Consider the following 15,555-nt stretch of genomic DNA (forward strand, 5'->3'; position numbering starts at 1 on the left):
GAACAGGCGATCGAATCCTGTACGGGGTCGGGAGGCCGCAAAGTCCATCGGTGATCTCGGAGGTGTCGGCTTAACGATTGGCGCTGATCGCGAAAGTATCGCAAGAGGGAAGTGCCCTGGACAAAGGCAGCGCCTCTTGCATTGTTCAATAGCGGAAGTGGCTTAAGCGACGCGACAAAACGCCATCGGTTCGATTCCTTTCACATCAGGATTTTTGTCAATGGTTCATTCACGTGGCATCGAATTGTTCCTTCGTAAGCGGATCCACGGTCTGAGCCCATAGCATTTACCGGCCCGTCCCCGGACCTGTACAATCTCACATCCGGTCGCCGCTTGTTACGGCTGCACCACTAACCCGCTTTCGACGGGAACGGGCTCAGGAGAACGGGACCAATCTCAAGGTCGGCGGGTAAAGCCAAACGGAATCCCGGTCCGTCCACCTGGATCCGTCAGGGCTGATCAAGCCCTGAGGATTGGAATTTAGGTCTATTGGCTGGTTTGATGGCTTAAGCGCTTTTCATGATCGCGCCCTCGATGACGACGCCAGAGCTCACGTATTTCCAAAGTGCAACCAGCAACTTGCGAGCCAAAGCCACGATCATCGGCTGTTTGAGACGGCCGCTGTTGCGGGCAATGCGCTCCTTGAACCAGAGAGCGAGCGCCGAATTTGGTTGGTGACGCAGCCACAACCAGGCAAGCTCGACCATCGTCGCTCGCAAACGCGGATTTCCTGCCTTCGAGACACCTTGCTCACGATTAACGTTGCCGCTTTGCCAAGGCGAGGGAGCTAGTCCCGCGTAGGCAGCGACTTGGCGCCGATTGTCGAAGTGTCTGAACAGACCTTCCGAGTAGAGGATCGTCGCGAACTCAGGACCTATTCCCCGGATTCCTAAGAGCGCGGCGGCTCTTGGCGGTGTCTCGGCTGTCTCGCGAGCGATCAAAGCATCCGTCACGAGCCATGTGGATTTGCTCAATTCCAACGAGACGAAAATTGCGCCAAGATCGATGTGGGTAGCGGCCCGTGCTGGAGTTTGATCTGCTGTCATCGGCATGGTTGGCCTCCAGAGAGTTTTCTAGCGACCTCACTCTGCCACGGTGCAGGCCGCTATCCACCCCTGATGGGATCTCAAGGCGAGGGAATTATCGGTCGTGGGGCGTGCAGGTTTCAACTGGATGATAGGCAAGTGGGCAGCCGTTTCCTCCCCCCCCAAAGAAGCCTCAAGCGTAGCGAGGCCGAGGCGACTCCAACAACGTCGTGTGTGTGTCCCCGTGGAACTTTTGGCATCAGATCTGATTTTACAGTTACTTTCACGGGAGGAGCGAATGAATGGCGAGACCCCAAGTGCAGTGATGCATCGACGAGTGCCACAGCTGCTATTCCGTCTGTTTCTGGACCCAGTGCACAGACTGCAGGCGCGTGGCCGACATGAGCGCTTATGTCGAGGCTTACCGCAGTTGCATGGAAGTCCGTCGCCAGCGTTGGACAGATGGTCATTGAGGTAAATACGCCTGCGAAAGGTGTGCGATGGTTGGCGATCACGGTGATCTGCGCCTGCTGTGCTACCTGTACGACCACGCAAGCGCCCAACACGAACCGCAGCAAAGCATACATCTCCGAAAAGGTATACGGAGCGAAGGCTAATCCGTGGGTCGCCCACCGCAAGAATGTCGCCAAGGGCGGTGGCCGCTATGTGGTTGGCAAGCCCTATGTAGTGAAGGGCAAGAGCTATTTTCCGAAGGAGGACCCGAACTACGACAGGAAGGGGGTGGCTTCCTGGTACGGCTCAGCTTTTCGGGGGAGGCGGACAGCAAACGGCGAAGATTATGACCCGAAACACCTGTCCGCCGCACATCCGACCCTTCCCTTGCCCAGCTATGTGCGGGTGACCAATCTTGAAAATGGTTCTTCGCTCATCCTGCGCGTCAACGATCGCGGTCCTTATCGAAAGGGTCGCATCATCGACGTTTCCAGCAAAGCAGCAGACATGCTGGACCTGAAGCACCGTGGCACGGCATCCGTTCGGGTGCAGTATGTGGGGCGCGCCCGCTTGGGTGGGGACGACATGCCCTACCTCCTAGCCTCCTACATCAAGAAGAGTGACCGTTTCCCAGCCGTCAATCCGGAGCCTCAAATCGCAACCGGCGTGATGGTGGCCTCGAATCAGTCGATCGGCGACCAGTTGCGAAGCGACAGTCAGTCTTTCTCTCCGACGCGAACGAACCTTGCCGGAAAAACGCCGAGCGCCTCCTACCAGATTGGGACCAACTCCGCGGTCGCGTCACACACATCCAACCAACTCGGGATGTTGCCTGATTGGCTGTCCGAATACACACCATCGATGTCACGAAGCGCCAAGATGGCACCACAGACTCACGAAATAGCTTCCCTGACGACCCCTGGTGTCAAATATTGCTTGGACGAGGACGGCGATGACGGTCTGCGCGACATGTGTGGGGTTCAAGTTCTGCCTCTGGCGGCCGGCAGCGGCACCAAGCGTCTTACCGGGGTAATCTCCAAAAGCCGGCGCCGCTCTTGCGAAGGCGGCTGCCGCAGGCGGGGCACAACATTAGGTCTTACTTAGCGTCGCAAAGGTTCATCACCGGACATGCCCGGCACATTGGGCGTTAACAAACGAAATGAGGGTTCAGAAGTCCGATCGGGCCGAGCGATTGACGTTCGTGCCGAGACGCCTATTCACGGGCATGCAACCTACGGCGTCCCCTTTGGGTCGAATCCGGATTGCCACACTCGGCTTGTTAGGTGATGGGAGACGGAGGATGGGATGGGTTTTGATGAGCGCGCGTGCTCAATCGGTTGTCGGAGTTCATTGACGGTCGTCACCGCCCGCCGCGGCTCGATGGAAAGCCTTCCATTGACCTCCGTGGCAAGCACCGTTCATCGGATGCTATAGTCGGCTGAGCAACTCCGACTTCGTGGCCTCGAATTCCTGATCCGTGAGAATGCCTTTCGCATGAAGTGCTGCGAGGCGTTCGATCTTGTCGAAGATGTCCTCATCCGACCGAACCGCCTCCGGCGCTGGATGTGCCCCCTGTTGTGGCTCGGCGGATACCGACGCGGACGATGCGAATATCGACGGCGCAGCCGTGGCGGCGGATGCTTCGGTAGCCGGCGTGTCTGCCGGTTCCTTGCCGCCCTGCCGTATCAAATCCAGTTCCGCAATTTTCACCAGCCCATACTGAGAGGTAAAGCTCAGCGACTGGTCGCCGCTTTGCTGTTGCGAGAACCCGCCAATGCGATGGTCCTTCGTGTCATAGACCATAACCTGGCCGTCGATATCGATCGCTAGCCGTCGGGTTGTCGGGAAAAAGGCATAACGCAGGTCATTCTGCGCGCCGGTCGAGGCAGGATGCCCGAGCTCCTCGGGCCACCAGTTCCCAGCCGAAAGCGCGCCCGGCACGAACAGGCTGGCGCCGCCGCCCTGGTCTTGATATTGGGACTGGTGCGACGTCTGCGGGCGCAGCAAATCCATGCCGCGCACCAAGGCGGCAAGCTCGGAACAAACTCCGGCCACGTTCGCCTTCAGCGCATTGTTGAACATGTCGCCGACCATGATCATGCCGCCCTGCGACCATTGCCCCATCCCACCTAGATCGGGATGGTTGAACTGGGCCTGTGTCGCCTGCCCGGCGATAATCGCCATCAGAAGGTGCTCCACCGCGCCGAGGCTGACCCCGTACCGCTCTGCAATCTCTCCCAGGGTTCGCCGGCCCTCTTCACTGAGTTGTCTCATCGCGCTCGCTTCCTTACGCATCTCCGCTGAGGTCGCCTGTCTGTTCCGTTTGAAGGTCTGCAAATCCGATTTTAGCGGTCGTGTTGAAATCCAGCACGCCGATAATACTCGCGCGCTGCCCTGCCTTTCAATGCGGTCTAGGCGTTTCTCGATTTGAAGTGGGCGAAGAGCTTGTCATAGCGTGTTGCGAATGTGCTTCGTCAAACTCGCTATCGCCCTATGGCTCAGATAGTAATTCGTCACTACTAGGCCTCGCCCCGCTCCATCGCCAGTTCTGCCTCGAGGCTCTCGGTGTCGCGGAAGATCGTGGCGACCGCCAGCACACGTCCGCCGCGCTTGAAGCGCAGGAGGCAGTCCTTGGCGGGAATGTCGCCCTCGACCTCGATCTCGTCCCATCCCTCGGCATGGCCGACATAGTTGATCGGAACGTTGTAATGCTGGCTCCAAAAGAACGGCACATCCGTGAACTTCTTCTGGCGTCCGAGCATGTTGAGTGCGGCGGCAGCGCCTTGCCGCTGCGCCACCACCCAGTGCTCCACTCTGATGTTCTCGCCGCTGTGGGGATCGGGCCACCGGGCGATATCGCCGGCCGCATATATGCCCGGTCCGCTGGTCTCAAGATAGGCATCGACCAGGACGCCCCGATCGGTGGCCAGCCCGGCCCTTTCGGCGAGATCGACCCGCGGCCGGACGCCGATGCCGACAACGACCATGTCGGCGGCCAGCGAGCTGCCGCTGCTCAGCAGGACGTCACTCGCGCCGATGCTCGCCGCAGTATCCCCAAGGTGGAAGATGACGCCATTTTCCTCATGTAGGGCGCGGATGAAATCGCCGATCTGTGGCCCCAGTATCCGTTCCATCGGCCGTTCCTCGGGCGCCACCACATGCACTTTGACACCGCGGGTCCGAAGGGCGGCGGCAACTTCGAGGCCGATGAAGCTGGCGCCCAGGACGACGGCGCTGCGTGCGGTGCCGGCTTGCGCGATGATCTTCCGACTGTCGGCAAGCGAGCGCAGCGTGTGGACATGAGGCTGGTCGGCGCCGGGTATGGTCAGGCGAACCGGTTCGGCGCCCATCGCCAGCAACAGTCTGTCGAAGGCGACCCGCGCCCCATCGGCGAGCAAGATTTCGCTGGCGCGGACATCTATGCCGGCAACCCTGGTTCCGAGGCGCAAGTCGATGCCGTTCTTGGCATAGAAGCCCTCCTTGCGCAGCGGGATCCAGTCCTCCGGCGCCTTTCCGGCAAGATAGTCCTTCGACAGGTTAGGGCGGTCGACGGGCAGCGCCTCGTCATCGCTGATCATGACGATTGCGCCCTGAAATTGTTCGCGCCGCAGTCTTTCGGCGGCGGCAAAGCCGGCGGCGCCGCCACCGACGATGACGATCTTTTCGGGAGCCGCTCCGGCATCGCCTTCGCGTGAAACCGGTGACTGCTTCTTGCGCTTCTCGCCGACGATTATTTTGTCGCCGTGCTGTTCAACCGACCAGCAGGCAAGCGGCGATAACGCCGGAGCACGCAGGGCCTCTCCGGTGCGCAGATCAAAGCAGGCGTGATGCCAGGGGCAGCGAACGGTGTCGTCGGCGACGAGGCCATCGACCAGCGGCCCACCGTAATGCGAGCAGTTGGCGGCTATCGCGAAAATCTCGGATCCGCGGCGCACCAGAAGCACCGGCTCGCCATCGCGATGACCGACCAACTTTCCGCCATCGGGGAGATCGGCGAGCGCAATGCCGAAGGCGAGGTCGGGTCCGCTCGGATCTGATTGGTTACCGGCCATCTTCTCCTCCGTCGAAGGGCAACTGCCGATGTCGCCCACTGCGACGCTGGGCTTGCCTACCCAACAGGCAACTCGTCTGGAATTGTCCGCCATTCTGGCTCCCAGGCAAGCGAATTTGACCTGCAGTTGCGCGCAATTTTCGCAATATGCCCCATAGGAGCAACCCGGGCACCGGCGCTGTGCCTCCGTGAATACGGCGGCCCTCGCCAACGTGACCATAACGTTGTTCGGCGGTTCAGGACCGCGCGAATTCCAATAGTGGGCCGAAGTCGTGATTGTCGGCGGATCGCAAGGCAGTCACATAGCACGCTCGCAGCTGAACGAGGCGGCGTGTCTTGCGCAGCTGGGAAGGATCAGTGAGGCAAGTAGGGCGGTGAGCGAACTGCCCGACGACTTCGATGCCGCCTTATACGCTCGCATTACCGCCGAGATCTGCAGCTTGAAAGAGGACGCGGCTCTTTGGTTTGATGGTTTTCGTAATGCTGGAGTTGCGGTCTGAGGCTGTGGCAAGACTATGCGACCGATGGTTCGAATCCTTCGAGAGCGTCAAGTTTTGACTTCGCTTGGCTTCACTCATGCATCCGCTGATCTTACTTCAGCCTTTCGATTTCTCCCGCGCTGATGCCTAAGCGGCCGCTCATGTGGTGGGGCAAGATAGATTTCCAACAAACGCAATCCGAGGATCAGTGCCGAATTGATGACCAAATATATGGCGGCTACCATGCAGAATACTTGGATGACGGCGAAGGTCTCGCTCATCAGATCCTTTGCTACGCCGGTCAGTTCCATCACCGTGATGGTGCTGGCAAGCGACGTCGCCTTGAGCGTCACGACGATCTCGTTGCTGTAGGCCGGCAAAGCGCGTCTCACAGCTATCGGAGCGGTGACGAGAAAAAAGACCTTGATTGACGACAGTCCCAGCGCGCGGGCTGCCTCGATCGCGCCTTTGGGCACGGCGGCCAGACCGCCGCGCATCACCTCGGCCGTATATGCGCCCGAGCAAAGGCTCATGGCGATCACCGCACAGGCGAAAGGCTCCCTCAACAAGATCCATGCTGGACTTTCGCGCAGCCATGCGAACTGGCTGAGGCCATAGTAAAGGACGAAGATCTGAACCAGCAGCGGCGTGGAGCGGAACGCTAGAACATAGGCTGATGCGATAGCCCGAAGAGACCCATGACGCGAAGCACGCGCCCAAGTGGCAATACCCGCCAGGACGAAACCAAGTGGGAGGGTTGCTGCCGCCAGTGCCAATGTGACCCAGATTGCGCCAGCCAGCTCGCTAGCAACGTGTAGTGTCGTTTCGAAATCCATGATCAGCCCCAGCGCATTCTGTTCTCGACGGCGACGAACACCCGCGAGGATACGGCGACAAGCACGAAATAGATGACAGCTGCGGCGCCGTAAAAGACGAATGGTTGTCCGGTCGTGCGCCCGGCGAGGCCGACGACCCGCATAAGCTCGGCCACAGAGATCACGGAAAGCAGTGTCGTTTCCTTGATGGCCATGATCCAGACATTGCCCAGGCCCGGCAGGGCCTGCCGGAACATTTGCGGCATGATGACCAAATAGAGTCCCGGAAACGGACGAAGGCCGAGCGCGGCAAAAGCCTCGAACTGCCCGGCTGGAATTGTGCCGTGCGCGCCGCGAAACACTTCGGAGCTATAGGATGCCGAGACGAGGGTGACGGCCATCACGCCGACCGAAAACGCGTCTATCTCGATGTAGCCGGTGTAGCCGAAACCGCGCGCGACCCACATCAGCGCCCCGTTGGTTCCGAAAAAGAGAAGGAAAATGACGAGCAAGGGCGGCACTCCTCGCATCACCGTCGTATAGAGATTGGCTGCGCCCGCGATCCAGCGATTGCTTCCGAGCTTCGCCAGTGCAATGGCAAAGCCAAGGGCGACACCAAGAACGTAGCCGAGGCTCGCGCAGGCTACGGTGACGCCGAGCCCGAACAGGAGCGGCCTGGACCAGCCCTGATCGCCCCAGGCCAGCATTTGAAGAATGGACGCGTCCGCAGCCATCAAAAATCATTCCCCGCAGATTTTCGGGTCGGCCTTGGTCGAGATATCGAAACCAAACCATTGCTGCGAAATCCGTGTGACTTCGCCGTCTTTCTTCAGTTGGCAAAGGGCCACGTCCCATGCTTTGCGAAGCTCCTCGGTATCCTTGCGCATCAGTCCGCCGACACCGACGCCGAGATAGTCGAACTGCTCGAAATCAAGATTGGGCGACAGGATCTCGATCGTTTCGCCTTGTGACGAACCCGTGAGAGCTATCCACGGGGAACGCCCCGCAAGCGCGGCGTCAATCCTTCCAGCCAATAGGTCGAGATTGAGGCTGTCCTGATTGTCGTAGAGGCGGACGTTGACTTCGCCCTTCAGTTCATTGTCCATGAACTTTTGACTTTGCGTGCCGGATTGGACGCCGACCGTCTTGCCTACCAGCGCATTCTTGAGCTCTGCCCAGGAGCTTTTCCCGTTCAGGCCGGAATTCTTGGCGGCCGCAAAATTGATCGGCAGGTTGCCGTAGCTCTGCGTGAAGGCAAGGCGTTTCTGCCGCTCTGGGGTGATCGATATCCCACCGACGAGGATGTCATATTTGCCCTGCTCAAGAGCGGGAATCTGTCCTTCCCAGGGTTGGGCGGTGAAGCGGCAGCTGCGCTGCATTCGCTGACACACGAGCCTTGCCAGTTCAATATCGAAACCGGTCAGCTCTCCCGCAGGCGTCATCGAGGTCCAGGGAAGATAGCCGCCATCCGTTCCGATGCGCACTTCAGGTAAGTCCTCAGCCAAGACTGGTGTCGCGCATAATGCTGCAAGCGTCAATGCTGCGACCAGTTCCGTCCATTTTGCATTCATGATTGTCCCCCTCTTTGTATTTGTGTTGGTAGGCTCAAAAGCGTTCGGGTCGGTCGTCCGTGCCGAGGTCCCAGAACAGGCCTGCCATGATTGCAAGACCCTCTGCGACAAGTGGCGTCAGCAGATGTTCGTCCGGCGCATGCTGACAGCATCCCGAATAGGAGTGCGGCACCCAGACCGTTGGAATTCCTAACAGATCTGCGAAGCAATCGTTCGGTAGAGAGCCTCCGGCATTCGGCAGAATTGTCGGCTCCACCGTCGTCGTCCTTTGAACGGACGCGGCCGCCCAGCGCATCAAGGGATGCTCGGGATCGAGGCGTGTGGCGCCCCATTCCAGTTTCGTTGCCGTTGGGACGACGGCGACATTGCCAAAGCCGTTTTCGTCGAGGTAGACGCGAATTGTCTGCATGAAGCCCGCCGGATCGGTATCGACGGTGTAACGGATCTGCAGTCGTGCAGATGCGCGGGGCGGAATGGCATTGATCGGTAAAGCCGGCGTGCCTGCCGTCATCGCCAAAACTTCGAGCGCCGTCCAGCCGAAGACGCGTTGCGATGGCGTCAATCCCGGCTCGCCCCACCAGCCGTCAAGCTCCGGGCCGCCGCTCTCGGCTTGAAGCTCTATTCGACCGAGCGCGGCCATGACGCCTTGAGGAACTTCAGTCGGAAGAATTCCTCGAACATTGATTTGACCGGTCGCCGACACCAGGCTGGAGATGGCGTTGGCGAGGATCACGGCCGGGTTGGCAAGCAGACCGCCCCAATTGCCGGAATGATGTGCGCCAGCCCTGAGATCGCAGATCAGATCGAAATCAACGGTTCCACGGGTGCCACCATCAAGTGTCGCGCGATCGCGGGCCAGGCGAGGTCCGTCCGATGAGATCAGCCAATCGGCCTTGAGCTTCGAACGATGTTCCGAACAAATCTGGTGAAGTCCGGCCGAACCGGTCTCCTCAGATGTTTCGATAAGCACCACGACGTTAAAGCCGAGGGATCCGCGCGTCGCCAGAACCGCTTCCAGAGCCAGCATCACGATTGTGTGCTGGCCCTTGTTGTCGGCGGTACCGCGACCGTAGAGGCGGTCGCCCTCGACACTCACTTCCCAGGGATCACGGCCATTCGACCATGCGCCTTCCATGCCAGCCACCACGTCCGCATGTCCGTAAACGAGCAGTGTTGGCAGATGTCCGGCTTCGTCGCGCCGCGCGATCAGCAGCGGGCCGCCTATGGGATCCGGGTTGTCCAGAATGTCGCCAGTAAAGCCGAGGCTTGCGAGATCCTGCCTGAACTCGTTTAAATAACGCACGCATTCCGGGCGCCGTGCGGGATTCTGGCTTTCCGTCGCGATTGCGACCCGGCGTGTCAGATCGGCCAGAAAGCGCCCGTTGGCCAGATAGGCGACGGCGGTGGCTATAGATTGATCCCTAGACATAATCCTGCTCATTCATTGCGTTGACAGCACGATGTCACGGGGACGAATATGCAAGCAAACCAAAAGTTCTCTCGGTTACCCTTAGCTGGATTGAGTCTCGACATGGCCCGTCATTTGCCACCGCTGCCCGCACTGCGCGCTTTCGAAGCTGCGGCGCGCCACCTGAGCTTCGCCAGGGCGGCTGGTGAGCTGAGCGTGACCCCGGGCGCAGTCAGTCATCACATGAAACAGCTCGAAGAGTGGGTCGGTGGACCGCTGTTTGAACGGCGCGCCAATGGCGTGGGGTTGACGGAGACCGGCCGGGTCTTTGCAACGCGCCTCGGTGCGATCTTCGATCAACTCACCGCCGTCGGCGCTGCGGCGCGAGTGCCCGGTGGGCTCAGCACCGTCACCGTTCGTTGCCAGTTTTCACTCGCAACGAAGTGGCTTGCACCCCGCATTGGCAAGTTTCGCAAGGCCCATCCCGACATCTCCGTGGCTGTCATGGCTCTGCCGCACCGATGGAGCGCCAGGGAGCCGGATCCGGATCTTGCAATCTATCATGGCCGTGGAACGATTCCGGGCGTCCGACAGGATACGCTGATCAATGGCAGCCTGGTTGTCGTCGGTTCGCCCGACTTGGCGGCCACCCTCCCGCCTGCGTCGACACCTGCTGACTTGTTGTCCCGGCCCCTGATCAAGGTGGATTATGCCGAACCGGGCTGGCACGATGAAGGGTGGGAAGCATGGTTTGCTGCAACTGGGTTTGGGCATCTCGAACTGCGGTCAACCTTGTCGTTCAATCTGGTGCACCTTGCGATCGATGCCTGTCTGTCGGGCGCCGGCTTCGCTCTGGTTCCAGATTTCCTGGTCGAGACCGAGCTTTGCACCGGGCGGCTGGTCGATGCCTTCGGGATATCGCTGCCGATTAGGCAGCCCTATGTCATCATGACACCCGACGCTAATCTTGCGCGACCAGAGGTTGCGATCCTAAGAAGCTGGCTCTTGGATCAAGGTATTGCGACGGCGAAACTGGGGTAACCGGTCCCGCACGGCTTTCAGTCCGAGTACTGTTTTCGCCGACCCCGTTCGAGCAAGAGACGCATGGCATTGGGCAGAACGCGCCATTCACCGCGCTTGGCGGATGACAGAAACGGGTCAAAGGGAGCCGTTCTCCTCGATCCCCGTGCACGGCTTGCTGCGAGGTTGTTCACGTTCTGGGCTAAGAAGATCGCATAATTTATCGACGGGAAGGGACTGTCGTGATCCTTCGATCCCCTACGCACTCAGCGCGGAAGGCTTTCACGCCACCACAATCGGGACTTTGGTCGGCGAAGCCTTGACCCGGTTGTAGAGGTCGATGACGTCCTGATTGATCATGCGCACGCAACCGGAAGATGCTTGAGTGCCAATGGTCCACCATTCCGGTGAGCCGTGCACGCGATAGCCAGTGTCGTGGCCGTCCTTGTAGATATAGTGCGCGCGGGCGCCGAGCGGGTTGTCGAGCCCGCCTGGCTGACCGCCCGTCCATTTCACCAGTTCCGGCTTGCGCGCGATCATCTCTCTGGGCGGTGTCCAGGTGGGCCACTCCTTTGTGTACTGGATCTCCGCGCGGCCGTTCCATTCGAAGCCGGCCTTGCCGATGCCGACGCCGTAACGGATCGCTTCGCCGCCTTCCTGCACCCAATAGAGATGCCGCTCGTTGAGCCGCACCACGATCGTACCCGGCGCCTCGCCGGTCGGATCGATAACAATCTGACGCCGGAATTCCGGCCTGACCTTCTGGAATGGGATTGCCGGGATCACGAAACCATTGTCGACCAGCGAGGCATACATCGTGCTATTGTCGGTGATGTTGCTGTCGACGCTGATCGGTGGGATCGGGCGGATGGACCCGGTCGGCATGTGGTCAACGCCCACAGGCGGCATACCACCAGACGGCTCGATTGGTCCCAGCGAAGGGAGTTCCAGCGTCTGCGAGCAGCCGGAAGCGCCAAGCAGGGTCATGACACCGAGGCCCGAAAGTACGGCGCGGCGGGAGACGATGTACCCGGACTCCGGTATGGGAGCGTCAGAGGATAGCTTCTGATCTTGCGGCTTACGCATGCACTTTTCACCCCAAACGAACGGTCGGCATCATACCCACCGGATGGGCACATTTTCACAATTCATGGTTAAGAAGGCGTAAAACCGGCCGCCCGGCTGCTTGCCATTTGCAAGTGCAGGGTAATTCAAGCTCGAACTAAATATGGCTCTGGTTGCCAGCGATAGGCGAGATATCACTGGCAATTCCAATGTAGTGATAATTTTGAATGGCGTGTTTCTGACGGCCCCGAATTCGTACGAGGGGATGCGACGTTTCACGTAGGAAGCTCGATGCTTCCTATGGAAGTTCGATCTCGCCGGTCACCACGTGGTCGAGGTCGGTGCCTTCCGCCGTCAGCGTCATGCGGACCTTCAGCTTTTGGCCGCCGGTCTGCCCTTCGCGCACCGTCTCCTCGATCTTGCGCTGCGAGGTGATGCCGACTTCCTTCAGGAACTTGCGGATCGACATGTTAAAGGCGTCTTCGCTCATGGCAGAACTCCACTATGTTCAGAAGGGATTGTAAGGGAAGGGAAGTGGTCAAGGAAGCAGGACGGTGAGGCGCGGTGTGCTACAAACAGACTGCGACCGAAGAAGAGGCGCCGAGGCCTTTTGAACTTAACCGACTCTGAGAGGAGGCGTGAAACCGATCCACGTTATGCGCGGCGGGGGGAGCTCGAAAATCGCATAATGTTTCGTGCTGAACTTGAGTTTCGCGTTGCGCTCGGAGGAGCAATTCGACTTGCTCGGAAGTTTGGTGGGGGATGGTGTCCGGCTCCACACCCGGAAGGGCGACGATCGGTTCGTAGCGGCTATTTTGCGAGCAACCTTGTAGGTTTCGTCCGGCACGCCTGTCGGGACGTAGCCAGAGACGCCGCTGAGGGCTTTGACGACGGACGACCGTGATTGCTGCCCCTGCTTGCTCTCCACCCCGAGAATCCGGCACCACTGTCACGCGGCGCCGTTACGCTCGTCTATTTCGGTAAGTTCTCTGTATGCACTGATGCGAGGAGATCCGGGCGTCCCGCGTCTCCCAGACATCACGGAGGCTGATACTCGTCCACCACTTCGGCGCGACCCTCGTTCGACGGATATGCATGCGAACCACGGGTCTTCGGTTCCGATCCCATCAAGGCAACGGATGCACAGTCCAACTCCCAAGGTCGGTGTCTCTTTGGCCCAGAGCTCAGCTCAGAGCTGGTATCGTCCAGGAAGCGGAGCGGATGCTATCCACGAGAGTGCAGGTCTCCCTCACGACCGAACCGGTATCGGGAAGGCCGAAAGCGCCTCCTTGATGCGGCTGTAATACGCCTGTCACGCTGAGTTTCTATCGCAAGAAGGGTAACCACCGCTCAAGAGAGGCTCTCCCATGCGTAAACTTCTCCTCGCCCTGGCATCGGCAACGATCCTTTCCGGCGCAGCACAGGCCGCGACTGTTTATCCCATCGATCGCGCGACGATCCTCGTCGGTTCGCCGTTCGACTTCAAGGTAGAGTTCGATACTGTCGTGAAACCGGAAGACGTGAAGGTCACCGTCAACGGCCAGGACTACGAAACCGTTTTCGGCAAGAAGGCCGAATTCGTCGTCGAGGAAAAGGGCGCGGAAGACAAGGTACTCGGTTCCGCCCTCGTCCTGCGCGGCCTGACGATCGGCACGGCCGGCGCCTACAAGGTTGAGGTTTCAGCCGGCAGCGAAACGCAGTCGGTGGGCTGGGATGTCTACGGCACCGCCGCCGAGCCGAAGGCGAAAAACGTCATCTTCCTGATCGCCGACGGCCTCTCCGTCGCCCACCGCACGGGCGCGCGCATCATGTCGAAGGGTATGACGGGCGGCAAGGCGAATGGCCGCCTCGCCATGGACGACATCCCGCCGGTCGCCTTCATCGGCACGTCCTCGACGCATTCGATCGCAACGGACAGCGCCAATACCATGTCGGCCTACATGACCGGCCACAAGTCGCGCGTCAACGCGCTCGGCGTCTATGCCGACCGCACGCCGGCAAGCCTCGACGACCCGAAGATCGAGACGATTGCCGAGGCACTGCGCCGTACCACCAAAAAGTCCGTCGGTATCGTGACGACCGCCGAAGTTGAGGACGCCACGCCGGCAGCCGTCGTCTCGCACACCCGCAAGCGCGGCGACAAGGCGGAGATTGTCGGCATGCTGTTCGATGTCAAGCCGGACGTGCTTCTCGGCGGCGGCTCCGCCTATTTCCTCGGCAAGGACGTACCGGGCTCCAAGCGCAAGGACGACAAGGACTACATCGCGGAATTCAAGAACGCCGGCTACGCGCTCGCGACCGACAAGACGGAACTGGCCGCTGCCACCGGCTCCAACCAGGACAAGCTGCTTGGTCTCTTCCACACCGGCAACATGGACGTGACGCTCGACCGTGAATTCCTCAAGAAGGGCACCGTCGAGAAATTCCCGAACCAGCCCGGTCTTGTCGAGATGACCAAGGTCGCGCTCGACAAGCTCTCCAAGAACCCGGAAGGCTTCTTCCTGATGGTCGAAGCCGCTTCGGTCGACAAGATGAGCCATCCGCTCGACTGGGACCGCGCACTCGTCGAAACGATCGAGTTCGACAAGGCCGTGGGCGTGGCCCGCGAATTCGCTGCTGCCAATCCCGACACGATGATCGTCGTCACCGGTGACCACACCCACGGCGTCGCCATCATCGGCACCGTCGACGACGAGAAGCCGGGCGAGGACATGCGCGCGAAGGTCGGCACCTATGACGACGCCGGCTTCCCGAACTACGAGGACAAGGACGGCGACGGTTATCCGGATCGCATCGACGTCACGCGTCGTCTCTTCCTGGCCGCCAACAACGGTCCGGATCACTACGAAACCTTCCGTCCGAAGCTGGATGGTCCGTTCGTTCCGGCCGTGCAAAACGAGGCGAAGGAATATGTCGCCAACGAAGCCTATAAGGACGTTCCCGGCGCCGTCTTCGTCCGGGGCAACATCCCGAAGGATGGCGACAGCGGCGTTCATGCTGTCGACGACGTCGTGCTTCAGGCGGCCGGTCCTGGTTCGGAAGGCTTCCGTGGTTACATGGAACAGAGCGACGTCTACCGCGTGCTTGCCGACGCCTTCGCCCTCGGCACCGCGAAGGACTAAGGGCTTACATCCCTTTGACGGACAGGCGGTCCCGCGCCGCCTGTCCGCATGATTGCGAATGAAGAGGGAAAGCACGGCCATGACCGAAGAAACCCGTAGGTTTTTCAACAGACGGCGGGTGCTCGGCGCGCTCGCGGCCCTGCCCCTCCTGTCCCTCTCCCGCCCGGCGCTGGCGGAGGAGACGCTTGGCTTCGAAGAGCTCTACAAGAGCTTTGGCGTGCTGGGCCTCGAGTTTTCCGACAAGGTGAAGCGGCTGAATGGCCAGGACGTCACCGTAAAAGGCTTCATGGCGCCGCCTTTAAAGGCCGAAGCGAATTTCTTCGTGCTCACCGAAATTCCGATGTCGCTCTGCCCCTTCTGCTCTTCCGACGCGGACTGGCCGGACAATATCGTTGTCGTCTATCTCGCCCGCAAGCAGACCTTCGTGCAATTCAACGCACCGATCGAGGCGCAGGGCGTACTGGAATATGGTTCATGGATCGATCCGGAAACCGGATTCGTCAGCCAGCTTCGCCTGCGCGAAGCCGCATTCAATACGGTCTGACG

General features: G+C 60.1%; 13 protein-coding genes and 1 pseudogene. 5 read left to right on the forward strand and 9 right to left on the reverse strand.

Translation table 11 applies throughout. The features are described 5' to 3' along the window. Positions 1-506: 506 nt before the first annotated feature. Positions 507-947 (reverse strand): annotated as a pseudogene (locus IB265_RS31040) (transposase); the annotation flags it as partial. Positions 948-1,487: 540 nt separating this feature from the next. Between IB265_RS31040 and IB265_RS31045 the strand changes: the two are divergent. Further along, the gene (locus IB265_RS31045; protein ID WP_192495708.1) at positions 1,488-2,582 is read left to right on the forward strand and encodes a septal ring lytic transglycosylase RlpA family protein; all 1,095 of its coding nucleotides are present in this window, start codon (positions 1,488-1,490) and stop codon (positions 2,580-2,582) included. Between the two features lie 324 nt (positions 2,583-2,906). Here IB265_RS31045 and IB265_RS31050 read toward each other — a convergent pair whose 3' ends face one another. Both IB265_RS31050 and IB265_RS31055 read right to left on the reverse strand, forming a co-directional pair. Next, entirely contained in the window at positions 2,907-3,773 is an 867-nt protein-coding gene (locus IB265_RS31050; protein WP_309140531.1) for an SHOCT domain-containing protein, read from the reverse strand. A gap of 224 nt (positions 3,774-3,997) precedes the next feature. Beyond that, positions 3,998-5,530 (reverse strand): FAD-dependent oxidoreductase, encoded by a 1,533-nt coding sequence (locus IB265_RS31055; RefSeq protein ID WP_192495679.1) that lies wholly within the window; start codon positions 5,528-5,530, stop codon positions 3,998-4,000. Between the two features lie 373 nt (positions 5,531-5,903). Here IB265_RS31055 and IB265_RS37415 point away from each other — a divergent pair, with 373 nt between their 5' ends. Continuing rightward, on the forward strand, positions 5,904-6,029 hold the full coding sequence (locus tag IB265_RS37415; RefSeq protein ID WP_256436681.1) for a hypothetical protein: 126 nt from the start codon (positions 5,904-5,906) through the stop codon (positions 6,027-6,029). Between the two features lie 74 nt (positions 6,030-6,103). Here the strand turns inward: IB265_RS37415 and IB265_RS31060 are convergent, their stop codons facing one another. The 4 genes from IB265_RS31060 to IB265_RS31075 all read right to left on the reverse strand — a co-directional run bounded on the left by IB265_RS31060 (position 6,104) and on the right by IB265_RS31075 (position 9,823). Continuing rightward, the gene (locus IB265_RS31060) at positions 6,104-6,844 is read right to left on the reverse strand and encodes an ABC transporter permease (protein ID WP_192495680.1); all 741 of its coding nucleotides are present in this window, start codon (positions 6,842-6,844) and stop codon (positions 6,104-6,106) included. A gap of 2 nt (positions 6,845-6,846) precedes the next feature. After that, on the reverse strand, positions 6,847-7,557 hold the full coding sequence (locus IB265_RS31065; RefSeq protein ID WP_210334639.1) for an ABC transporter permease: 711 nt from the start codon (positions 7,555-7,557) through the stop codon (positions 6,847-6,849). A gap of 6 nt (positions 7,558-7,563) precedes the next feature. Continuing rightward, positions 7,564-8,361, reverse strand: coding sequence for a transporter substrate-binding domain-containing protein (locus IB265_RS31070; protein WP_192495681.1), 798 nt, complete (start codon positions 8,359-8,361; stop codon positions 7,564-7,566). Between the two features lie 67 nt (positions 8,362-8,428). Beyond that, on the reverse strand, positions 8,429-9,823 hold the full coding sequence (locus IB265_RS31075; RefSeq protein WP_192495682.1) for a M20 family metallopeptidase: 1,395 nt from the start codon (positions 9,821-9,823) through the stop codon (positions 8,429-8,431). A gap of 48 nt (positions 9,824-9,871) precedes the next feature. On the opposite strand from IB265_RS31075, the gene IB265_RS31080 reads away from it, so the two are divergent. Then, the gene (locus IB265_RS31080) at positions 9,872-10,843 is read left to right on the forward strand and encodes a LysR substrate-binding domain-containing protein (protein ID WP_082616217.1); all 972 of its coding nucleotides are present in this window, start codon (positions 9,872-9,874) and stop codon (positions 10,841-10,843) included. Positions 10,844-11,104: 261 nt separating this feature from the next. Here IB265_RS31080 and IB265_RS31085 read toward each other — a convergent pair whose 3' ends face one another. Further along, positions 11,105-11,908, reverse strand: a complete 804-nt coding sequence (locus IB265_RS31085) for a L,D-transpeptidase (protein ID WP_113133392.1) — start codon at positions 11,906-11,908, stop codon at positions 11,105-11,107. A gap of 277 nt (positions 11,909-12,185) precedes the next feature. Beyond that, positions 12,186-12,377, reverse strand: a complete 192-nt coding sequence (locus IB265_RS31090; protein ID WP_057255154.1) for a DUF6494 family protein — start codon at positions 12,375-12,377, stop codon at positions 12,186-12,188. Between the two features lie 877 nt (positions 12,378-13,254). On the opposite strand from IB265_RS31090, the gene IB265_RS31095 reads away from it, so the two are divergent. Both IB265_RS31095 and IB265_RS31100 read left to right on the forward strand, forming a co-directional pair. Further along, positions 13,255-15,009 (forward strand): alkaline phosphatase, encoded by a 1,755-nt coding sequence (locus IB265_RS31095; RefSeq protein WP_192495683.1) that lies wholly within the window; start codon positions 13,255-13,257, stop codon positions 15,007-15,009. A gap of 79 nt (positions 15,010-15,088) precedes the next feature. Continuing rightward, positions 15,089-15,553 carry a hypothetical protein gene (locus tag IB265_RS31100; protein WP_192495684.1) on the forward strand — a complete coding sequence of 155 codons (465 nt, stop codon included), beginning with the start codon at positions 15,089-15,091 and terminating at the stop codon, positions 15,551-15,553. Positions 15,554-15,555: the final 2 nt, after the last annotated feature.

The sequence above is a fragment of the Ensifer sp. ENS10 genome, assembly GCF_014852025.1.
In the GTDB taxonomy this organism is placed as follows: Bacteria; Pseudomonadota; Alphaproteobacteria; order Rhizobiales; family Rhizobiaceae; genus Ensifer.